The 16,557-nt window shown below is 56.9% G+C and carries 18 protein-coding genes and 1 riboswitch; of the genes, 6 read left to right on the top strand and 12 right to left on the bottom strand.

Annotated elements, in window-relative coordinates; all coding sequences use genetic code 11:
* Positions 1-75 precede the first annotated feature (75 nt).
* Positions 76-777 (bottom strand): tRNA (guanosine(46)-N(7))-methyltransferase TrmB, encoded by a 702-nt coding sequence (locus C1J02_RS04350; protein WP_114877483.1) that lies wholly within the window; start codon positions 775-777, stop codon positions 76-78.
* Between the two features lie 125 nt (positions 778-902).
* Between C1J02_RS04350 and C1J02_RS04345 the strand changes: the two genes are divergently transcribed.
* The gene (locus tag C1J02_RS04345) at positions 903-1,715 is read left to right on the top strand and encodes a response regulator (RefSeq protein ID WP_114877481.1); all 813 of its coding nucleotides are present in this window, start codon (positions 903-905) and stop codon (positions 1,713-1,715) included.
* A gap of 97 nt (positions 1,716-1,812) precedes the next feature.
* On the opposite strand, the gene metK is transcribed toward C1J02_RS04345, so the two are convergent.
* The 8 genes from metK to miaB form a co-directional block, all read right to left on the bottom strand.
* Complete coding sequence (gene metK, locus C1J02_RS04340; protein WP_114877479.1) at positions 1,813-2,997, bottom strand: methionine adenosyltransferase; 1,185 nt, start codon at positions 2,995-2,997, stop codon at positions 1,813-1,815.
* A 4-nt stretch (positions 2,998-3,001) separates the two neighbouring features.
* A riboswitch (SAM-SAH riboswitch) is annotated at positions 3,002-3,051 on the bottom strand.
* Positions 3,052-3,060: 9 nt separating this feature from the next.
* On the bottom strand, positions 3,061-4,575 hold the full coding sequence (lnt, locus tag C1J02_RS04335) for an apolipoprotein N-acyltransferase (protein ID WP_114877477.1): 1,515 nt from the start codon (positions 4,573-4,575) through the stop codon (positions 3,061-3,063).
* Positions 4,572-5,471, bottom strand: a complete 900-nt coding sequence (locus tag C1J02_RS04330) for a hemolysin family protein (protein WP_114877475.1) — start codon at positions 5,469-5,471, stop codon at positions 4,572-4,574. Before C1J02_RS04330 ends, lnt begins: the two co-directional genes overlap by 4 nt.
* A 27-nt stretch (positions 5,472-5,498) precedes the next feature.
* Positions 5,499-6,014, bottom strand: coding sequence for an rRNA maturation RNase YbeY (gene ybeY / locus C1J02_RS04325; RefSeq protein WP_114877473.1), 516 nt, complete (start codon positions 6,012-6,014; stop codon positions 5,499-5,501).
* Between the two features lie 61 nt (positions 6,015-6,075).
* Positions 6,076-7,068, bottom strand: coding sequence for a PhoH family protein (locus tag C1J02_RS04320; RefSeq protein ID WP_114880369.1), 993 nt, complete (start codon positions 7,066-7,068; stop codon positions 6,076-6,078).
* A gap of 142 nt (positions 7,069-7,210) precedes the next feature.
* Positions 7,211-7,531, bottom strand: coding sequence for a hypothetical protein (locus tag C1J02_RS04315; RefSeq protein WP_205389857.1), 321 nt, complete (start codon positions 7,529-7,531; stop codon positions 7,211-7,213).
* Between the two features lie 11 nt (positions 7,532-7,542).
* Positions 7,543-8,118 carry an OmpA family protein gene (locus C1J02_RS04310; protein ID WP_254693199.1) on the bottom strand — a complete coding sequence of 192 codons (576 nt, stop codon included), beginning with the start codon at positions 8,116-8,118 and terminating at the stop codon, positions 7,543-7,545.
* Between the two features lie 203 nt (positions 8,119-8,321).
* Complete coding sequence (gene miaB, locus C1J02_RS04305; RefSeq protein WP_114877471.1) at positions 8,322-9,641, bottom strand: tRNA (N6-isopentenyl adenosine(37)-C2)-methylthiotransferase MiaB; 1,320 nt, start codon at positions 9,639-9,641, stop codon at positions 8,322-8,324.
* 113 nt (positions 9,642-9,754) lie between these two features.
* Between miaB and C1J02_RS04300 the strand changes: the two genes are divergently transcribed.
* Positions 9,755-10,624 carry a hypothetical protein gene (locus tag C1J02_RS04300; protein WP_114877469.1) on the top strand — a complete coding sequence of 290 codons (870 nt, stop codon included), beginning with the start codon at positions 9,755-9,757 and terminating at the stop codon, positions 10,622-10,624.
* Positions 10,625-10,750: 126 nt separating this feature from the next.
* Here the strand turns inward: C1J02_RS04300 and C1J02_RS04295 are convergent, their stop codons facing one another.
* Together C1J02_RS04295 and irrA are read right to left on the bottom strand one after the other, a co-directional pair.
* Positions 10,751-11,548, bottom strand: a complete 798-nt coding sequence (locus C1J02_RS04295) for a phytanoyl-CoA dioxygenase family protein (RefSeq protein WP_114877467.1) — start codon at positions 11,546-11,548, stop codon at positions 10,751-10,753.
* A gap of 24 nt (positions 11,549-11,572) precedes the next feature.
* A complete protein-coding gene (gene irrA, locus C1J02_RS04290; RefSeq protein ID WP_114877465.1) occupies positions 11,573-11,992 on the bottom strand; it encodes an iron response transcriptional regulator IrrA in 420 nt (139 codons plus the stop codon).
* A gap of 238 nt (positions 11,993-12,230) precedes the next feature.
* Here irrA and fabA point away from each other — a divergent pair, with 238 nt between their 5' ends.
* A complete protein-coding gene (gene fabA, locus C1J02_RS04280; RefSeq protein ID WP_114877461.1) occupies positions 12,231-12,740 on the top strand; it encodes a bifunctional 3-hydroxydecanoyl-ACP dehydratase/trans-2-decenoyl-ACP isomerase in 510 nt (169 codons plus the stop codon).
* 45 nt (positions 12,741-12,785) lie between these two features.
* On the opposite strand, the gene C1J02_RS04275 is transcribed toward fabA, so the two are convergent.
* Entirely contained in the window at positions 12,786-13,409 is a 624-nt protein-coding gene (locus tag C1J02_RS04275) for a class I SAM-dependent methyltransferase (protein WP_254693198.1), read from the bottom strand.
* A gap of 262 nt (positions 13,410-13,671) precedes the next feature.
* On the opposite strand from C1J02_RS04275, the gene fabB reads away from it, so the two are divergent.
* The 3 genes from fabB to C1J02_RS04260 all read left to right on the top strand — a co-directional run bounded on the left by fabB (position 13,672) and on the right by C1J02_RS04260 (position 16,536).
* Positions 13,672-14,901 carry a beta-ketoacyl-ACP synthase I gene (fabB, locus tag C1J02_RS04270; RefSeq protein ID WP_114877459.1) on the top strand — a complete coding sequence of 410 codons (1,230 nt, stop codon included), beginning with the start codon at positions 13,672-13,674 and terminating at the stop codon, positions 14,899-14,901.
* 4 nt (positions 14,902-14,905) lie between these two features.
* Positions 14,906-15,697, top strand: a complete 792-nt coding sequence (locus tag C1J02_RS04265) for an enoyl-ACP reductase (protein ID WP_114877457.1) — start codon at positions 14,906-14,908, stop codon at positions 15,695-15,697.
* Between the two features lie 125 nt (positions 15,698-15,822).
* Positions 15,823-16,536, top strand: coding sequence for a DUF3153 domain-containing protein (locus C1J02_RS04260; RefSeq protein ID WP_114877455.1), 714 nt, complete (start codon positions 15,823-15,825; stop codon positions 16,534-16,536).
* Positions 16,537-16,557: the final 21 nt, after the last annotated feature.

Below are 16,557 nucleotides of genomic sequence, written 5' to 3'. Positions count from 1 at the left end.
TCCTCTGGTCTGAATTTTAACCTGTCAATAAACCAGCAAGGCACACGCGTCCATCGCAAGCCTCTGTGTCCGGCCTCAGGTCTTTCGAAAGGTCAGGTAATGCGGCACGCGACCCTCGCGCAGCGCTTTTTGCTCATAGCGGGTGGACAGCCAATCTTGCCATGGTTCACGCCAATCAGCGGGGCGTTGTGCCAACCAATCAAACCCGTGCCGCGGCACCTGTTCCAACGTCTGGCGCACATAGTCTTCGATATCCGTGGCAACGCGGAATATGGCACCGGGTTTCAGGACCCGTGCCAGCGGCTCCAGATGCTCTGGCGTGACGAAACGGCGGCGGTGGTGGCGGGTCTTGGGCCATGGATCGGGATACAGCAGAAAGGCGCGGTCAATGGACGCATCGGGCAGCACATCAAACATATCGCGCACATCACCCGGATGGATTGCAAGATTATCGACACCTGCGCGCCGGATTTTACCCAAAAGCATTGCCACGCCGTTGATGTAGGGTTCGCAGCCGATGATCCCGACATTGGGATTTTCCGCCGCCTGATGCACAAGATGTTCACCACCGCCAAAGCCGATTTCCAGCCATGTGGGCTTGCCGTCAAAAAGCGTCTTCAGATCAAGCAGTGTACGGCTTGGGTTTTCTTCCCAACTGACGGGTCCCGGGGACAGCGGGCCAAGGTCCTCGTCGATATATCCCTTTTGGGACTTCTTTAGGGTTTTGCCCTTGAGACGGCCATAAAAATTGCGACGGGGGCGGTTTGGATGTGTCATGCGCCAGCCAATAGCGCGGGTCGCCCGGGCCTGCAACGGGGGGCTTTAACGCGAGCTTAAGATCAGCCGGGTTAGGCTCGCAATCTGTTGATCTTTCCAAAGGGTATCTCGTGCGCAAAAATTCCATGAAACTGCAAACATCGCCGTTCCGATCTGTGCCTGCGCGCGTGGCGACCGGGGTGCCACCGCAACTGCCTGAAACGGCGCAAGTCCTGATCCTTGATGACCAACGGTTTGACCGCCACCGTCTGGCGCGGCTGTGTTCAGGTCTGGACATGGAATGTACCATCACCAACGCCAATAGCCTTTCTGATTTCGCCGATGTGATTGAAAAGGCGGCATTTGATCTGGTGCTGGTTGATTACAGCTTGCCCGATGGCACTGGCCTTGATGCGTTGTCGATGGTGCGGTTGTCTCCGGGCAACTGCAAGGCCGCGCTGATCATGGTGTCTGGGCAAGGGCAGGAACGGGTGGCGCAGGAGGCGATGAAAGCGGGATGCAGTGATTACATCACCAAAGATGAGCTGTCGCCGTCCTCGTTTCGCCGTGCGGTCACCAATGCCATGCAAAAATCCGTGCTGACAACCGCCGTGCATACCCAGGCCTCCCGATCATCTGAAACCGAAGCGGTGCTGGAAAGGTTCGCGACCAAATGCGCTCAGGACATCAAACCGATGGTCAGCCGCATGATGCGCCAATTGCGTGACATGCGCAGAAGTGGTGCTGCGGTTGGCAATGGTGCCAAAGATCATATTGAGGGCGTGGAGGCTTCCTGCATGTTGCTTTGGGAGTTTCTGGGCGATCTTGAGAGCTTTCAAGCCCCGGATGAGGGGGAGGGCCAGGCACCGGATATCCCCGGTGCTGATGACATCGGCGTTCGCAAGCCACCATCCCCGTTTGCGCGCCAGCCAACCCTAAATGCTGCGCGCGGGCTTTGATCCATGACCCACAAAGGCGTCTGCGTCTGACTCGAACGCCATAAGCCACCGGGCACGGTGGCTTATGGCAAATTATTCATAGGATTTATTGGTCAGGTCAGAGTGCTGCTTTTAGCTGCGCGACCAGATCGGTTTTTTCCCAGCTGAACCCGCCATCAGCCTCTGGCGCGCGGCCAAAGTGGCCGTAGGCCGCCGTGCGCTGATAGATTGGCTTGTTCAGTTCCAGATGTTCACGAATGCCGCGTGGCGTCAGGCTCATCACGGCGCGGATCGCCTTTTCGATGTCAGCGTCATGCACATCGTCACCGGTGCCGTGGGTATCACAATAGATTGACAGCGGCTCGCTTACCCCAATCGCATAGCTCAACTGGATGGTGCATTTGTTGGCCAGCCCGGCGGCAACCACATTCTTGGCCAGATAGCGCGCGGCATAGGCGGCTGATCGGTCCACCTTGGTCGGGTCTTTGCCCGAAAACGCGCCGCCACCGTGCGGGGCCGCCCCACCGTAGGTGTCCACAATGATCTTGCGCCCGGTCAGGCCCGCATCACCGTCAGGGCCACCAATCACAAAAATACCCGTTGGGTTCACATGCCATTTGGTCTCCGCATCAATCCAACCATCGGGCAGGACCTCGCGAATGTAGGGTTCAACGATATCGCGGATGCGGGCGCTGGTTTGTTTTTTGTCTGAGTGCTGGTGCGACAACACGATCGACGTCACGCCAACAGGCTTACCGTCGACATAGCGTACGGAAAGTTGGCTCTTTGCGTCGGGCAGCAGCGTCGGTTCTGTCCCGTCTTTTCGGACATCAGCAAGGCGTTTGAGGATCGCATGCGCATAATGGATCGGGGCCGGCATCAACTCAGGCGTTTCGTTGGTGGCGAACCCGAACATGATGCCCTGATCGCCCGCGCCCTCATCCTTGTTGCCCTTCGCGTCGACACCCTGCGCAATATGTGCAGATTGTTGATGCAGCAGATTGGTGATCTTGCAGGTCCCATGATGAAATTTATCCTGCTGATAGCCAATGTCCCGGATACATTCCCGGGCAATGGCTTCGACAGAGCGCAGCATGGCTTTGGTTTTCTTCTTGGTGCCCAGCCCAACCTCACCCCCGATCACAACGCGGTTGGTGGTGGCAAAAGTCTCGCAAGCCACCCGCGCTTCGGGTTCTTCGGACAGAAATGCATCAAGAACAGCATCGGAAATGCGGTCACAGACTTTGTCAGGGTGACCTTCGGAAACGGATTCCGACGTGAAAATATAATTTTGGCGGGACATATCGTGCTCCAATTAAATACCAAGTGCCACGTCAGGAAGCCGTTGTGGCACGCCACAAGCGACTTAGTCTGCGCCACCCTTCGGGTCAATGGCATTCGCCCGCCGCCGCAACAGCGCTGCCCCACAGAGACCGATGAGCAACAGCACAGCAAAGGGCAAATCGCCTGTGCGGCTGTAAAGTGTGGGCGGCAGCGGGGCTGGCAACCGCGCATCTACAAATCCGGCAGCGTTGAGCGGCAGCGATGCTGTGATATGCCCCTTGGGGTCGATCATCGCGGAAATGCCAGTGTTGGCGGCGCGTGCCATCGGCAAACCCTGTTCAATCGCGCGCATCCGGGCCTGTGCGAGATGCTGTTTCGGTCCCGCCCCTTTGCCAAACCACGCGTCATTGGTGATCTGGATGAGAAACGCAGGGCGTTCCGGCGCGGCGTTTACGTCATGGGCAAAAACCGCCTCGTAGCAGATCAACGGCAACGCCTTGCCAAGTGCGCCAAAGTCCAGAACCTGCGCACCGGGGCCGGCGGAATACCCGTTGCCCTCACGCGACGCCAGCCCGTGAATGCCAAATTGCGCCAGCGTATCGCCAAAAGGCATATATTCCCCAAAAGGCACAAGATGGTGTTTGTCGTAGGTCTGTTCGACCACACCGCCCTGCCCCAGCACAACGAGGGAATTGTAAAACCGCGTCGGTCCACGCCGCTGCACACCCAAAACCACCGGTGCGCCCGACGCGGTCGAGATTTCTGCAAGTGCCGTTCCCGCCAGATCAAGCGCCCAGGGGATTGCCGTTTCGGACCAGATCACCAGATCAGGGGCCGGGCCCGCATCCTTGGGTAGGGCCGCAGACAAGGCCAGTTGGCGTTCAAAGAAGGTTGGAATTTGTTCGGGGTCCCATTTGTCGCGCTGTGCGGCGTTGGGCTGGATCAGACGGATGGTTGGCCGATCTTCGGTGGCAGGCGCGGCATCTGTTTGCGGTGTGATCAAAACAAAGGCACATCCAAGCGCCAGTGCGGCCTGCGCGCCGCGCACTGCCCAGGTGCCTTGGTGCGCCAAAGCAACGGCAGCAGCTACCATGAACAGGTTCAAAAGATACGGACCGGTCCAGGACAGCCCTTGTCCGGCAATCCCATCAACCAATGCCTGACTTGGCATTGCCCAAGGAAACCCCGTGAAAATATAGGCGCGGATCAGTTCAGCGGCAGGCCAGCACAGGACCAGCGGCCAGGCGCGGCCGGGTGCCAGTTTGCGCGCGCCCCAGAACGCGACCCCCCAAAAGATCGCAAGCCCCGCCGACAGCAAGACCAGCGCAAAGGGTGCCATCCATCCATGCCGTGCGGCATCGACCATAAAGGGCGAAACAATCCATTGCAGGGCGTGCATGAAATAGCCGGTGCCAAACGCCCATCCCACCAGTGCTGCACCGCGTTCATTCGTTGATTGATTATAGAGCCAAACCGCAGCTGTCATGCCGGCCAGCATCAGCAGCGGCAGATCATAGGGCGCTTGCCCAAAGGCCGATACCGCCCCGATGACACCTGCCAAAAAAGCAACTTGCCACACCGCCAGGCGGCTGATCATCCGTTGGAACCGGTGGTGCGCACCCGTAGCCGTTTGATGCGGCGGGGGTCGGCGTCGATCACTTCGAATTCCGGTCCGTCGGGGTGCAACACCACTTCACCGCGCGCAGGTACCCGGCCCGACAGCATGACAACCAGACCACCCAATGTGTCGATTTCTTCTTCGTCCACGGTATCGTGATCGGTCAGCGAATGACCAATCTCTGCCTCAAAATCCTCAAGCGGCGTTTTGGCGAGTACCAGATAGGTGCCGGGTTTTTCGACGGTCCAGTATTTGCCTTCGTCGACGTCATGTTCGTCTTCGATTTCGCCGATGACCTGTTCGATCAGGTCTTCGATGGTGACAAGACCATCAACGCCGCCATATTCATCTATCACCAGCGCCATGTGACGTCGTTCGGCCTGCATCTTGGTCAGCAGGACACCGATGGTCATGCTTGGCGGCACAAAAACCAGCGGACGCAACATCGCCTTGAGGTCAAATTTCTTGGTCTTGCCGTTGAATCCATGCGTCAGTGCAAGGTCTTTGAGGTGGGCCATGCCAACGGGCGTATCAAGGGTGCCGTCATAGACAGGCAACCGGGTCAGGCCGCTCTCCTTGAAGACCTTTACCAGTTCATCAAGCGTAGATGTGATGGGCACCGCCGTGATGTCGGCCTTTGGGATTGCCACGTCATCGACGCGCATCCGGCGCAGGTTGATCATGCCATGGGTGCTGGGCCGCTCCGATTGAATCGGGGCGACATCGGCTGGCGTCTCGCTGTCTGAGGGGCTGAGCGCCTCGATCACACGGCTGAAAAATCCGCCCGATCGTGCACTGCTGTCATCAAGGTTTTCCAAGTCTTCATCCGGGAGCGCGCGTTGCGCCGCGTCAGATGGTCCGTCGTTATCGCCCATTGGGTCCTGTCTATGTGTTTCACCGGCCTATAATGCCGATATTTCTCTATATGGGTCATCATGACCCAATTTGCCAAGTATTTCGACCTCAAGCTGTTCCATCAACGTGGCATCCGGGTCACGGATGTGGTCATAGCCGAAAAGATGTAAAAGGCCATGAACGATCAGATGGGTCACATGTTCTTGAATTGGTTTGCCAGCCGCCTCGGCCTCGATCTTGCAGGTGTCATAGCTGATGGCGATGTCTCCCAGTTCGATCATCCCGTCAAGGCCGGGTTTTAGGTCACGCGGTTTGTCGCCAGCGCGCTGTGCTGCGCGCTCTTCACTGGGCCAGCTCAGAACGTTGGTGGGCGTGGGTTTGCCCCGAAAATCCGCGTTAAGGTCAGCGATGCGGGTGTCATTACAGGCCAGAATTGAAATTTCGGTTTGTTCAGGGTCAAGACCCTGGTGTGCAAGCGTCGCCTGCACCGCGGTTTTCGCAAGCGTCTCAATGTCCATGGCGTGCCAACGGTCGTCCTCGATCACAATGTCCATATTGTCCATCAGACCCGCGCGAGGGCACAGCCCCTCACCCCTGTGATATTAAACGCCAAAGAGTTGCGCATTATGACACGCCGGTATCCGCCTCATAGGCTTCGATGATCGCAGCAACCAAAGGATGACGCACCACGTCTTTGGAGGTGAAATAATTAAAGCTGATTTTCGGGATCGCACTCAACAATCGTTCGGCATCGGCCAGACCTGATGGCACGCCGCGCGGCAGGTCGATCTGGGTCCGGTCGCCGGTGATCACCATCCGCGAATTGTTACCCAAACGGGTGAGGAACATTTTCATCTGCATCGACGTCGCGTTCTGGGCCTCGTCCAGCACCACAAAGGCATTCGACAAGGTGCGGCCCCGCATAAAGGCCAAAGGCGCGATTTCGATGCGTTTATCCTCAAGCAATTTGGCCAGCTGTTTGCCCGGCAAAAAGTCATTCAGCGCGTCATAGAGCGGCTGCATGTAAGGATCGACTTTGTCTTTCATGTCACCGGGCAGATAACCCAGCTTTTCACCCGCCTCTACTGCGGGGCGCGACAGGATGATCTTGTCGACATGGCCACCGATGAACATGCTCACGCCCACGGCAACCGCCAGATAGGTTTTGCCGGTGCCCGCCGGACCAATGCCAAAGGCAAGTTCATTGTCAAAAAGCGATTGAACATAGGCCTTCTGGGCCGCCGTGCGCGGTTCGACGCGTTTCTTGCGGGTCTGAATTTCCATACCACCGGGGATCGGCATTTCAAGCTGATCACCGGAGCGCACCCCTGTGTCCGCGTCGGAATTGCCCATGCGCAGCAGGCTGTCCACCTCGGCCTGTTCGACCGAACGCCCGCCCTCGAGCCGCGCATAAAGCGTGTTCAGCACGCCGGCAGCCTGTGCCGCAGCATCCGCTTCACCCAGAATGGAAACCTGATTTCCACGTCGGATGATCTGTACCTCAAGCGCCTTTTCGATGGCGGCAAGATGCGCGTCATAGGCACCGCACAAATCAATCAGCAGGCGATTGTCCGGAAATTCAAGTACCTGTTCCGTTGTGGTTTGCGTATCTGTCATCATGTCGTTTGCAGGCAAGGCAGGCTCCTAAAATGGGTCTTTCTGGAAATAGGCACGGTGCGGGGCGTTTACACCGTGCTGCAACAAAAAAGGCCGGAGCGCGCAACGCCCCGGCCCCTTGATCTGGAAGCGTTTAGACAAATCAGTTCGGGTCCACAATGTCGGAACCGCCTTTGAAATCGCCAACGGTGTGATTGGGCGGAGCCACGCCAGAGCAAACCGGCTTACCGCGTTTGTCCAGACGGGCAGACAGATAGCCCTCTACACCATCGTCAATGATCCAGTGATCACAGCCGTTTGGATCAATCCAGATGCCGGCCTGAAGTTGGCTCAGGTGCTTTTTATCAATGCCGCGGTCAAAGGATTTATCCTGCGAGAAGCCGCCGTCGAGAGATTCATAGTCGCCACAGGCTGTCAATCCAAAGGCACAGGCGGTGACGATGAGAATTTTCGTTTTGATCACTTTATGTCCCCTCAACGAATGCAGATGATTTCGACGCGGCGATTTTTGGCCATGCCGGCTGCGGTCTTGTTCGACGCTGCGGGCTGGCGTTCACCGTATCCGCGCACATCTGCAATCCGTGCACCCGTTGATGCCGCGATGGCCGCGACTGCATTGGCACGGTTGTAGGACAGGCGCATGTTGTATTCGTCAGACGCGCTGCTGTCTGTATGGCCTGTTATGATATAGGAATTGGCGCGGGTTTTTTGAAAGAACTGGGCCAAACGTGCCTTGGCCTGGCCGTGAACACGGTAGCTGTTTGTCGCAAAGAACTGGTCAGAATTCATCACGCCACAGATATTCCCACGGCGGCAGACCGGGATGCCCTGGCGGGTTGTGTGGGGGGTCATATACCCTTCTGAACCGTCATCCATCACCCAGTGTTCGCAGCCATCGGGGTCAACCCAGATTGTCGGGACATAGACGCCTTTGTCTCTGCCTTCCTGCGATTTGGTTTGTGCATCGGCAGCGGATGACTGAAGGGCCAGCGCCGCAGCAAGCGCAATGCCCGCCATCGCGCGGATCGCCTTGGAGATTGTGTTTACCACAGCTCTTTTCCTTGTTTTGTTCCCCCACGAAAGAGCTGCACCTGTCCCAGGTAAGGTACCGCCCCGCATTGGGGTCAGGTTAGGTAAGTTTTGGGTGCCTGTGAAGGACAGAAATCAAGATTTAGTGGCTAAATATCCCCCAACAACAAGGGAATCGGCAATTCGGGGGCTTTGACCGGTCGCAATTGCGGGAAATGTTGTTTCTACACGTGGCGTGCGGTCAAAGAATTGGTCTTTGCCGCAACGATTCTCACCTTTGCGACATCGCCGACCTTGGCGGTGGCATCTTCGATATGGACGGCGTGCAGATATTCGGATTTGCCCACCACCTGCCCCGCTTCACGGCCCTGTTTTTCCACCAGCACGGACAATTCTCTTCCAACCATGCTTTGCTGAATTTCGCGCTGATGCTGGGTGATCAGTTTTTGCAGCTGTTGCAGGCGCGCATCCGCGACCTCAGCCGGAACCACGGTGCGTTCAGCGGCAGGGGTGCCGGGACGGGCCGAGTATTTGAAGGAATAGGCATAGCCGTAGCGGACCTGCCGCACCAATTCCATCGTTGCCTCAAAATCTGCATCCGTTTCTTCGGGAAAGCCCACAATGAAATCACCGGACATCAGGATATCAGGGCGCACAGCGCGGATGCGGTCGATCAGTTTGAGGTAACTTTCGGCAGTGTGGCTGCGGTTCATCCGTTTGAGGATGCGATCAGAGCCGGATTGCACGGGCAGATGCAGATAGGGCATCAGTTTTTCCACCTCGCCATGGGCCGCGATCAGATCATCATCCATGTCGTTGGGGTGGCTGGTTGTATAGCGGATCCGCGCCAGCCCGTCGATTTTCGCCAGTTCACGGATCAGGTTGGCCAGCGTCATATCGCCCTTTGGCCCAGCCCCGTGATAGGCATTTACGTTCTGGCCCAAAAGAGTGACCTCGCGCACCCCGCGATCCACCAGCGCGCGGGCCTCCTCCAGCAATTGTGTTGCAGGGCGGCTGACTTCCGCGCCGCGCGTGTAAGGCACCACACAGAATGCGCAGAACTTGTCGCACCCTTCCTGCACCGTCAAAAACGCCGCTGGCGCACGCTTTGCGGCCCCGCGCGATTTGAGGTGTTCAAATTTGTCTTCCTCGGGGAAATCCGTGTCGAGCGCGCTTTGACCAGAACGCACCTTTGCCTCCATCTCGCCCAGCCGGTGATAGGATTGCGGCCCCACGACCAGATCCACGGCAGGCTGGCGGCGCATGATCTCGGCACCCTCAGCTTGGGCGACACAGCCCGCGACGCCAATTTTGAGGTTCGGATTCAAAGCTTTGAGCGGCTTGAGCCGGCCCAGTTCGGAATAGACCTTTTCAGCGGCCTTTTCACGGATATGGCAGGTGTTGAGCAGGATCATATCCGCATCATCGGCGGTCTTCGTCTCAACATAGCCCTGCCCGCCCAGCGCTTCGGCCATGCGCTCGCTGTCATAGACATTCATCTGGCAGCCATAGGTTTTGATGAACAGCTTTTTAGGAGATGTCATGGCGCGTTTCCGGTGAATAAAGGCAGATTTTGCCGTCTAACAGTGTGTGGTGCGGCTTGCAATGCACGTCGATTTAACCGATTCTGATCAACATCACCACCAAGTGAGGTCTTATGCACTACAGCGGTTTGGATACATTGATCAAAGACGGTGCCGCGATGCTGTCCAAAGGTCCGATTGCTGTGGTCTTGGTCGAAGACGACGTCGAGATTGCCACATGCCTGCGCCATCACCTGCACGCAGGGTTCAAAACCGTACTTGCGCTGATGCCGGATGTGCTTGATCTGCCCAGTGATCTGCAAGAAAGCGTGGTGCGGGTTAACTACAACATGTCCGTCGAAGGCGCGATGGAAGCCGCGATAAACCGCTTGATCGATGCGGCGACCGGGCAGTGGCTGTACTACTGCTATAATGCCGAATATCTGTTCTTTCCGTTTTGCGAAACCCGCAGCGTTGTGGAAATGCTGGACTTTCATACCGAAGAGCGTCGCAACGCGATGTTAGGCTATGTGATTGATCTTTATGCAGAAGATTTGAGCCAGTACCCTGATGCGGTATCGCTGGAACAGGCGCATCTCGACCGCTCAGGCTATTATGCTTTGGCACGGGCCGATGGCACAAAGTCAGGAACACCAAAAGAACGCCAGCTCGATTTTTTTGGCGGGCTGCGCTGGCGTTATGAGGAACATGTGCCCGCCAACCGCCGCAAAATTGACCGCATCCCACTGTTTCGCGCCAAAAAGGGTCTGCGCCTGCGCTGGGATCACACGTTCAACGACGAAGAATACAACACCTTTGCCTGCCCATGGCACCACAACATCACCGCTTCAATCTGCTCATTCCGCACTGCCAAGGCGCTGAAAAGCAATCCGGGCAGTACCTTTGATATTGACACGTTCAAATGGCACAACTCAGCCCCGTTCGAATGGCATTCACGGCAGTTGCTGGATCTTGGGCTGATGGAACCGGGGCAGTGGTTCTAGGGCGTTCTTGCTGAAACAAATGCTCGATATGGGTCTCAAGGTGTATGTCGTTATGGTTGAAAGATGGCCATTGGCGCACCCTGCACGAAAGACGCATCGTTCGAAAATCCGTTGTTCAAGCAATCGCTAACCGCGCCGCCAGATCACCGGAAACCAGTCCTCGCGCAGGCGTTGGCCCTGCACCATGTCATGGCCGGGAAAGGGTGGTGATGTGGGTCCGGGCCGCTGGGTATAGCGCGCGTCATCCCCCACCAGCCGCAGCGAAAAGGCCCGCCGCCGTGCGCCATCTGGATTACCGCGCGCGCCGTGCAGAGTACCATAGTTGAAAGCCACCGCATCGCCGGGGTCCATTTCCCATTCGCGGATGTCCATCCCTTCGGCGTCGGGGTCGGGCACGGGCATGTAAGGGTCCGGGTCAAAAAACGCGTCGCCCTTGACCCAGCGTGTCGGCAGTACCGGTTTTTCCCAACGGTGGGACCCTGCCACGCAGCGCAACGATGCGCTGGTGACTGGATCAAGCGGCGACCAAAAGCTGATCGTTTGCTGGCCTTCAACGAAATAGTATGGCCCGTCCTGATGCCACGGCGTGGCCATCGATGTTCCCGGCTCTTTGACCAGCACATGATCGTGAAAAAGCTGCACCTGATCGCTTTGCATCAGATCGGCCGCAACTTCGGCAGCGGCTGAGGTTTTGATCACCTGTTCGAATTCGGGGATGCGTTGCCAATTGCAATAATCGTCAAAAAAGCGCCCTGATTCTCCGGGCTTGTCGTTGTTTGATGCATAAGGCCCCGGTTCAGCGATGTTGCGTTCAACACCTGCGCGCAGGGTTTCCACACAATCCCCAAACAGTCCTTTGATCAGAACCACGCCATCGTTCTGGAAGGTATCAATGTGGTCTTGGGTGATCAGGCGATGTGTCATAATGTTCACACTCGGGCACAGGCATTAGCCCTTGCGGCGCAACCGGATCACCACGTCGACAGACGCAATTTCGGCACCCGCCGGCGCGTCCGGCAGATGCGAGATCACCAGTTGATCGGACGGGGCATCGGTCAGCCTGCCTTCGTCTTCCCAATAAAAATGCGGGTGATCATGGGTATTGGTGTCGAAATAGCTTTTGGAGCCGTCAACCGTGACTTCCTGCAAAATCCCCGCCTCGCAAAAGGCGCGCAGGGTGTTGTAAACCGTGGCAAGTGACACCGCGTCGCCCTGACCCTTGGCCGCATCAAAAAGGCTTTCTGCGGTGACATGGCGGTGTTGACCGTCGCCCACCAAGAGACTGGCAAGCGTTACGCGTTGACGTGTCGGGCGCAGTCCGGCCCGTTCGAGCCAGCGTGTTCCGGTCTGTTGGTGCATCGTGGTCATGGCCGCTCCGTTGCCTGTCTTTGTGCCATATAAGGCGTCAGGGGTTGGTTTTTCAATTGAAAACCGCCAATTGGCCGATGATCCTTTGTCGCAGTTAAACGCAAACTTTGATCAGATTGGCCGATTTTCCCTTGGTCCGGGTGTATCCCCACCCCAATCGCTGCCCTTGCGACAGGGGCGAACCCGATGCTAGACCAATCGCAACAACGACAAATTGACTGAGCAGGAGAGCCGCATCATGGCAGATTACCCGACAAGTTTTGACAAAGAAGGTCTGTTGAAATGTGCCCGAGGCGAGCTTTTTGGCCCCGGGAATGCACAGCTTCCGGCCCCGCCCATGCTGATGATGGACCGCATCACAGAGGTGTCTGGCGACGGCGGCGCACATGGCAAGGGCCACATCACGGCAGAGTTCGACATCACCCCGGACCTGTGGTTTTTCGAATGTCACTTTCCCGGCAACCCGATCATGCCCGGCTGCCTTGGCCTTGATGGTCTGTGGCAATTGACCGGGTTCAACCTTGGCTGGCGCGGCTGGCAGGGGCGCGGATATGCGCTTGGTGTGGGGGAAGTGAAGCTGAAAGGCATGGTGCGCCCGGACCGCAAGATGCTGACCTACAAGATTGATTTTACCAAGGCGATCCAGACCCGCCGCCTGACCATGGGCGTGGCGGATGGCATCGTCGAAGCCGACGGTGAAGTGATTTACGAGGTCAAGGACATGAAGGTCGCGTTGTCAGAAAGCTGAGGTGGTGTGGACGACAGCGGTACCGACACATCTGCTTTCGGAAATTCATCCCTTTCGGATGGCGACAATGCCACAACTTGTCCGTGATGGTGGGCCAGACGGGAAAGAATAAACCTGTTCGACGTCAAAACCGGCCTTGCTGACAAGCGCAAGAATTTCTTCTTTGCGAAAGGTGCGATGCCGCCACTGAAGCCAAATGATTGCATTGCACCAATGCGGCTTTGACACCACGAGATGCAACCGACCGCCCGGACGCAAAAGGTCATGGATTTGCCTTAGCGCGGTCAACGGGTCCGCGCAGTGCTCAATCACATGGGCTGCCAAAACTTCGTCTGCGGGTTCCAGATCGGCCTCGCCCAACAGGGCCTGCACGAGTTTTGGCTCAACCCCGCGGGCGCGCAACGCGGTTTGACCACGTTCGAGCATCGGGCGGCTCGGTTCCAGCAGTGTCAATGCGCGCGGCGGACCATTGATTGCGACCCAAGCTTCCGCAAATGAAGCCGTACCAGCGCCCACGTCAACGACATGGACATTGCGGTCGTTGTGCCGCTGCGGCGACGAGAGGAACCCCAGATAGCCTTCATAATAGCCCAGCGTACGCATCTTATCGCCCCACCGGGGTGCCGCCATATCGTACCGGCGTTTCGCGCGTGCGGTCGTGTTAACCATTCCGACAGGTTGGCACAAACATCTGCAGAGTTCCAGATCGCCGCGTGTTGCTGGTGGCGTTGTGGTCGCAAGAAGAGCGACCTTATGCGTATCCGCCGCCGTTTTTAGTTGCTCCAGCCACCGGCAACATGAGGTCAAATCAGACTTTGCCTGCAACCCCACCCCATCCCCCATTGCACCTCAACCCCCGCCCAGCCTAAACTCATGCCAACACTATCAAAGGAGTGCCGCTTATGCGCCGCGCCAAACCAGAGGTTTGCTCATGAAAAGAGTCGTCGTCACAGGGTTGGGGATCGTCTCATCCATCGGAAACAACGCAGACGAGGTTCTGACCTCGCTCAAGGCGGGCACCAGCGGCATTGTCGCCAGCGAAGAGATGGCCGAGCACGGGTTTCGCAGCCGGGTTGCGGGGACATTGAAAATTGACGTATCCGAACATATCGACAAACGCGCCTTGCGGTTCATGGGGCCGGGATCGGCCTATGCCTATATCGCGATGGGTCAGGCGATTGCAGATGCGGGTCTGGACGAGGACACCGTCAGCAACCCGCGCACCGGATTGGTTGCGGGGTCTGGTGGGCCGTCAACATCAGCGATGTTCACGGCACATAACGTGGTCAAGGATACCGGGGCCACCAAGCGCATCGGCCCCTTTGCGGTGCCAAAATGCATGTCCTCAACCGTGTCAGCAAACCTCAGCACGGCGTACAAGATCAAGGGCATCAACTATTCGATTACCTCGGCCTGTTCCACTTCACTGCATTGCATCGGCAACGCGGCAGAGCAGATCATGATGGGCAAACAGGACGTGATGTTTGCCGGCGGCGGTGAAGAGCTGGACTGGACGTTGTCCTGCCTGTTCGACGCAATGGGCGCGATGAGCAGCAAATATAACGACGCCCCTGAAACGGCCAGCCGTGCCTTTGACGCGGACCGGGACGGGTTTGTGATTTCGGGCGGCGGCGGCATTGTGGTTCTGGAAGATCTTGATCATGCGCTGGCACGGGGTGCGAAAATCTATGCCGAAGTCACGGGCTATGCTGCCACTTCCGACGGGCACGATATGGTTGCCCCCAGTGGTGAGGGCGGTGAACGCGCGATGCGGCTGGCGCTGGCGACGCTGCCCGAGGGCCGCAAAGTGGGCTATATCAACGCGCATGGCACCTCGACACCTGTCGGTGACGTGGGTGAAATTGAGGCGGTGCGCCGCGTCTTTGGCAAGGGCAACACGCCACCTGTCAGCTCCACCAAGTCGATGACCGGTCACGCCCAGGGGGCAGCAGGTGCGCTTGAGGCAATCTTCAGCCTGCTGATGTTGGATAACGATTTCATCACCAAGTCCATCAACGTGCAAAACCTCGACCCCGCACTTGATGCGTCCGAGATTGCGCTGGAACGGGTGGACGATGTGGGGCTCGACAGTGTCATGACCAATTCGTTTGGTTTTGGCGGCACAAACGGGTCGATGATCCTGTCTAAATATAAAGGGTAACGCGATGTCAGAACTCCTTGAAGGAAAGCGTGGCCTGATCATGGGCGTCGCGAACGAACGCTCTATCGCCTGGGGCATTGCAAAAGCGATGGCCGAAGCGGGTGCCGAGCTTGCCTTTACCTATCAGGGCGAAGCGTTTGGCAGCCGCCTGAAACCTCTGGCGGACTCCGTCGGATCCGATTTCATGGTCGACGTGGATGTCACCGACGATGCCTCGCTGGATACGGCGTTTAGCGAGTTGGGCGCGCGCTGGCCGACGATTGATTTTGTCGTCCATGCGATTGCGTTTTCAGACAAGTCCGAACTGACGGGACGTTTTTTGAACACCAGCCGCGCCAATTTCAAACATTCGATGGATATCTCGGCCTATAGCTTTATCGAAGTCGCCCGCCGTGCGCATCCGTTGATGGTAGAAAACGGCGGCACGTTGATGACCCTGACCTATCAGGGGTCGAACCGGGTTGTGCCGAATTACAACGTGATGGGCGTGGCCAAGGCGGCGTTGGAATCTGCGACACGGTATTTGGCGAATGATTTGGGACCTGAAGGCATCCGCGTGAACGCCATTTCTCCCGGCCCGATGAAAACACTTGCCGGTGCGGCGATTGGCGGTGCGCGCAAGACCTATAAACACACCGATCTCAATGCGCCATTGCGGTCGAACGCAACGCTTGAGGCGGTGGGGGGGACGGCCGTCTATCTGGCCTCGGATGCCGGGGCCTGCACCACAGGCGAAATCATTCGAGTTGATGGTGGGTTCCATGTTCTGGGGATGCCGCAGCAGGAATATCTCTGAGTACCGGCATGTTCATGGGTTACTTCTGATGCGGAGCGGCTTAGGTCCGGATTGAGCCCACATTAAAATTTTCTTCGCAGTGCGGCGAATGTCGGCTATCGTTATGTTTTAAGGTACCTTCGAGAATGAAGCAGGTTTTCTATATCTTTATAGCACTGCTTTTTTCTTCGCCAGCCGTTGCCGAAGTGTGCGACAAGGAACGCCTGAGATGGGAACCAAGTAGCGGCAAAATCAATCAGTTCGAGGAAACGCTCTTTTTCTTCACCTCACCAATTGGGATTGGCCTAGTTTTACTGATTCTGGCAATCCTTTACTTCAAGCAACGATGGCTTTCGGTACTGTGTGCCGCGCTAATTTTGCTGATCGCCATTCTCAGCTTGATAAATTGGTTCTGGTTAGGGAATGACATCACCCACGCAGCCTATCGAGAAGGTTGCCGTGCCTCGCCGTTACTCACAATCGGAGTGCTGGTTCTATTGTCTATAGGGCTCTTTCAGCACGGCAGACCACGTGTCACGCAACGCCTTAACACGATAAACCTTGGTGACGATTTGGATGACGTCGAGATGTTGATGGCAATTGAAGAAATTTTTGGCATCGAAATCCAAGATAGCGAAGCCGAAGAACTTACAACAATGGGCGATCTCTATGAGCTGGTGAGTGAAAAGCTAAAACCCGATATGGATTTTGATCCTGTGTGGTCGTTGGTCTGTCAAATTGCACGTGAATACTCTGGATCACGAGACCCAATAGATAAGAGAACTACATTCTTTCCTAAGTTTGCAGACGAGCGCGCTGAAAAATCCAAAGCTTCCAGCGTGCCAGAAGACCAAGTTTAGAATATCCTCAAAGGCATGAAC

This window comes from Sulfitobacter sp. SK011 (assembly GCF_003352065.1).
Classification (GTDB): domain Bacteria; phylum Pseudomonadota; class Alphaproteobacteria; order Rhodobacterales; family Rhodobacteraceae; genus Sulfitobacter.
Note: the sequence above shows the minus strand (reverse complement) of the source record. Positions and strands in the feature narration are given on the sequence as shown.

What these genes read in the sequence shown, in the direction of transcription:
- C1J02_RS04350 (WP_114877483.1), bottom strand. Translation starts at nt 777, where the DNA reads ATGACACATCCAAACCGCCCCCGTCGCAATTTTTATGGCCGTCTCAAG.
- C1J02_RS04345 (WP_114877481.1), top strand. Translation starts at nt 903, where the DNA reads ATGAAACTGCAAACATCGCCGTTCCGATCTGTGCCTGCGCGCGTGGCG.
- metK (WP_114877479.1), bottom strand. Translation starts at nt 2,997, where the DNA reads ATGTCCCGCCAAAATTATATTTTCACGTCGGAATCCGTTTCCGAAGGT.
- lnt (WP_114877477.1), bottom strand. Translation starts at nt 4,575, where the DNA reads ATGATCAGCCGCCTGGCGGTGTGGCAAGTTGCTTTTTTGGCAGGTGTC.
- C1J02_RS04330 (WP_114877475.1), bottom strand. Translation starts at nt 5,471, where the DNA reads ATGGGCGATAACGACGGACCATCTGACGCGGCGCAACGCGCGCTCCCG.
- ybeY (WP_114877473.1), bottom strand. Translation starts at nt 6,014, where the DNA reads ATGGACAATATGGACATTGTGATCGAGGACGACCGTTGGCACGCCATG.
- C1J02_RS04320 (WP_114880369.1), bottom strand. Translation starts at nt 7,068, where the DNA reads ATGACAGATACGCAAACCACAACGGAACAGGTACTTGAATTTCCGGAC.
- miaB (WP_114877471.1), bottom strand. Translation starts at nt 9,641, where the DNA reads ATGACATCTCCTAAAAAGCTGTTCATCAAAACCTATGGCTGCCAGATG.
- C1J02_RS04300 (WP_114877469.1), top strand. Translation starts at nt 9,755, where the DNA reads ATGCACTACAGCGGTTTGGATACATTGATCAAAGACGGTGCCGCGATG.
- C1J02_RS04295 (WP_114877467.1), bottom strand. Translation starts at nt 11,548, where the DNA reads ATGACACATCGCCTGATCACCCAAGACCACATTGATACCTTCCAGAAC.
- irrA (WP_114877465.1), bottom strand. Translation starts at nt 11,992, where the DNA reads ATGACCACGATGCACCAACAGACCGGAACACGCTGGCTCGAACGGGCC.
- fabA (WP_114877461.1), top strand. Translation starts at nt 12,231, where the DNA reads ATGGCAGATTACCCGACAAGTTTTGACAAAGAAGGTCTGTTGAAATGT.
- C1J02_RS04275 (WP_254693198.1), bottom strand. Translation starts at nt 13,409, where the DNA reads ATGGTTAACACGACCGCACGCGCGAAACGCCGGTACGATATGGCGGCA.
- fabB (WP_114877459.1), top strand. Translation starts at nt 13,672, where the DNA reads ATGAAAAGAGTCGTCGTCACAGGGTTGGGGATCGTCTCATCCATCGGA.
- C1J02_RS04265 (WP_114877457.1), top strand. Translation starts at nt 14,906, where the DNA reads ATGTCAGAACTCCTTGAAGGAAAGCGTGGCCTGATCATGGGCGTCGCG.
- C1J02_RS04260 (WP_114877455.1), top strand. Translation starts at nt 15,823, where the DNA reads ATGAAGCAGGTTTTCTATATCTTTATAGCACTGCTTTTTTCTTCGCCA.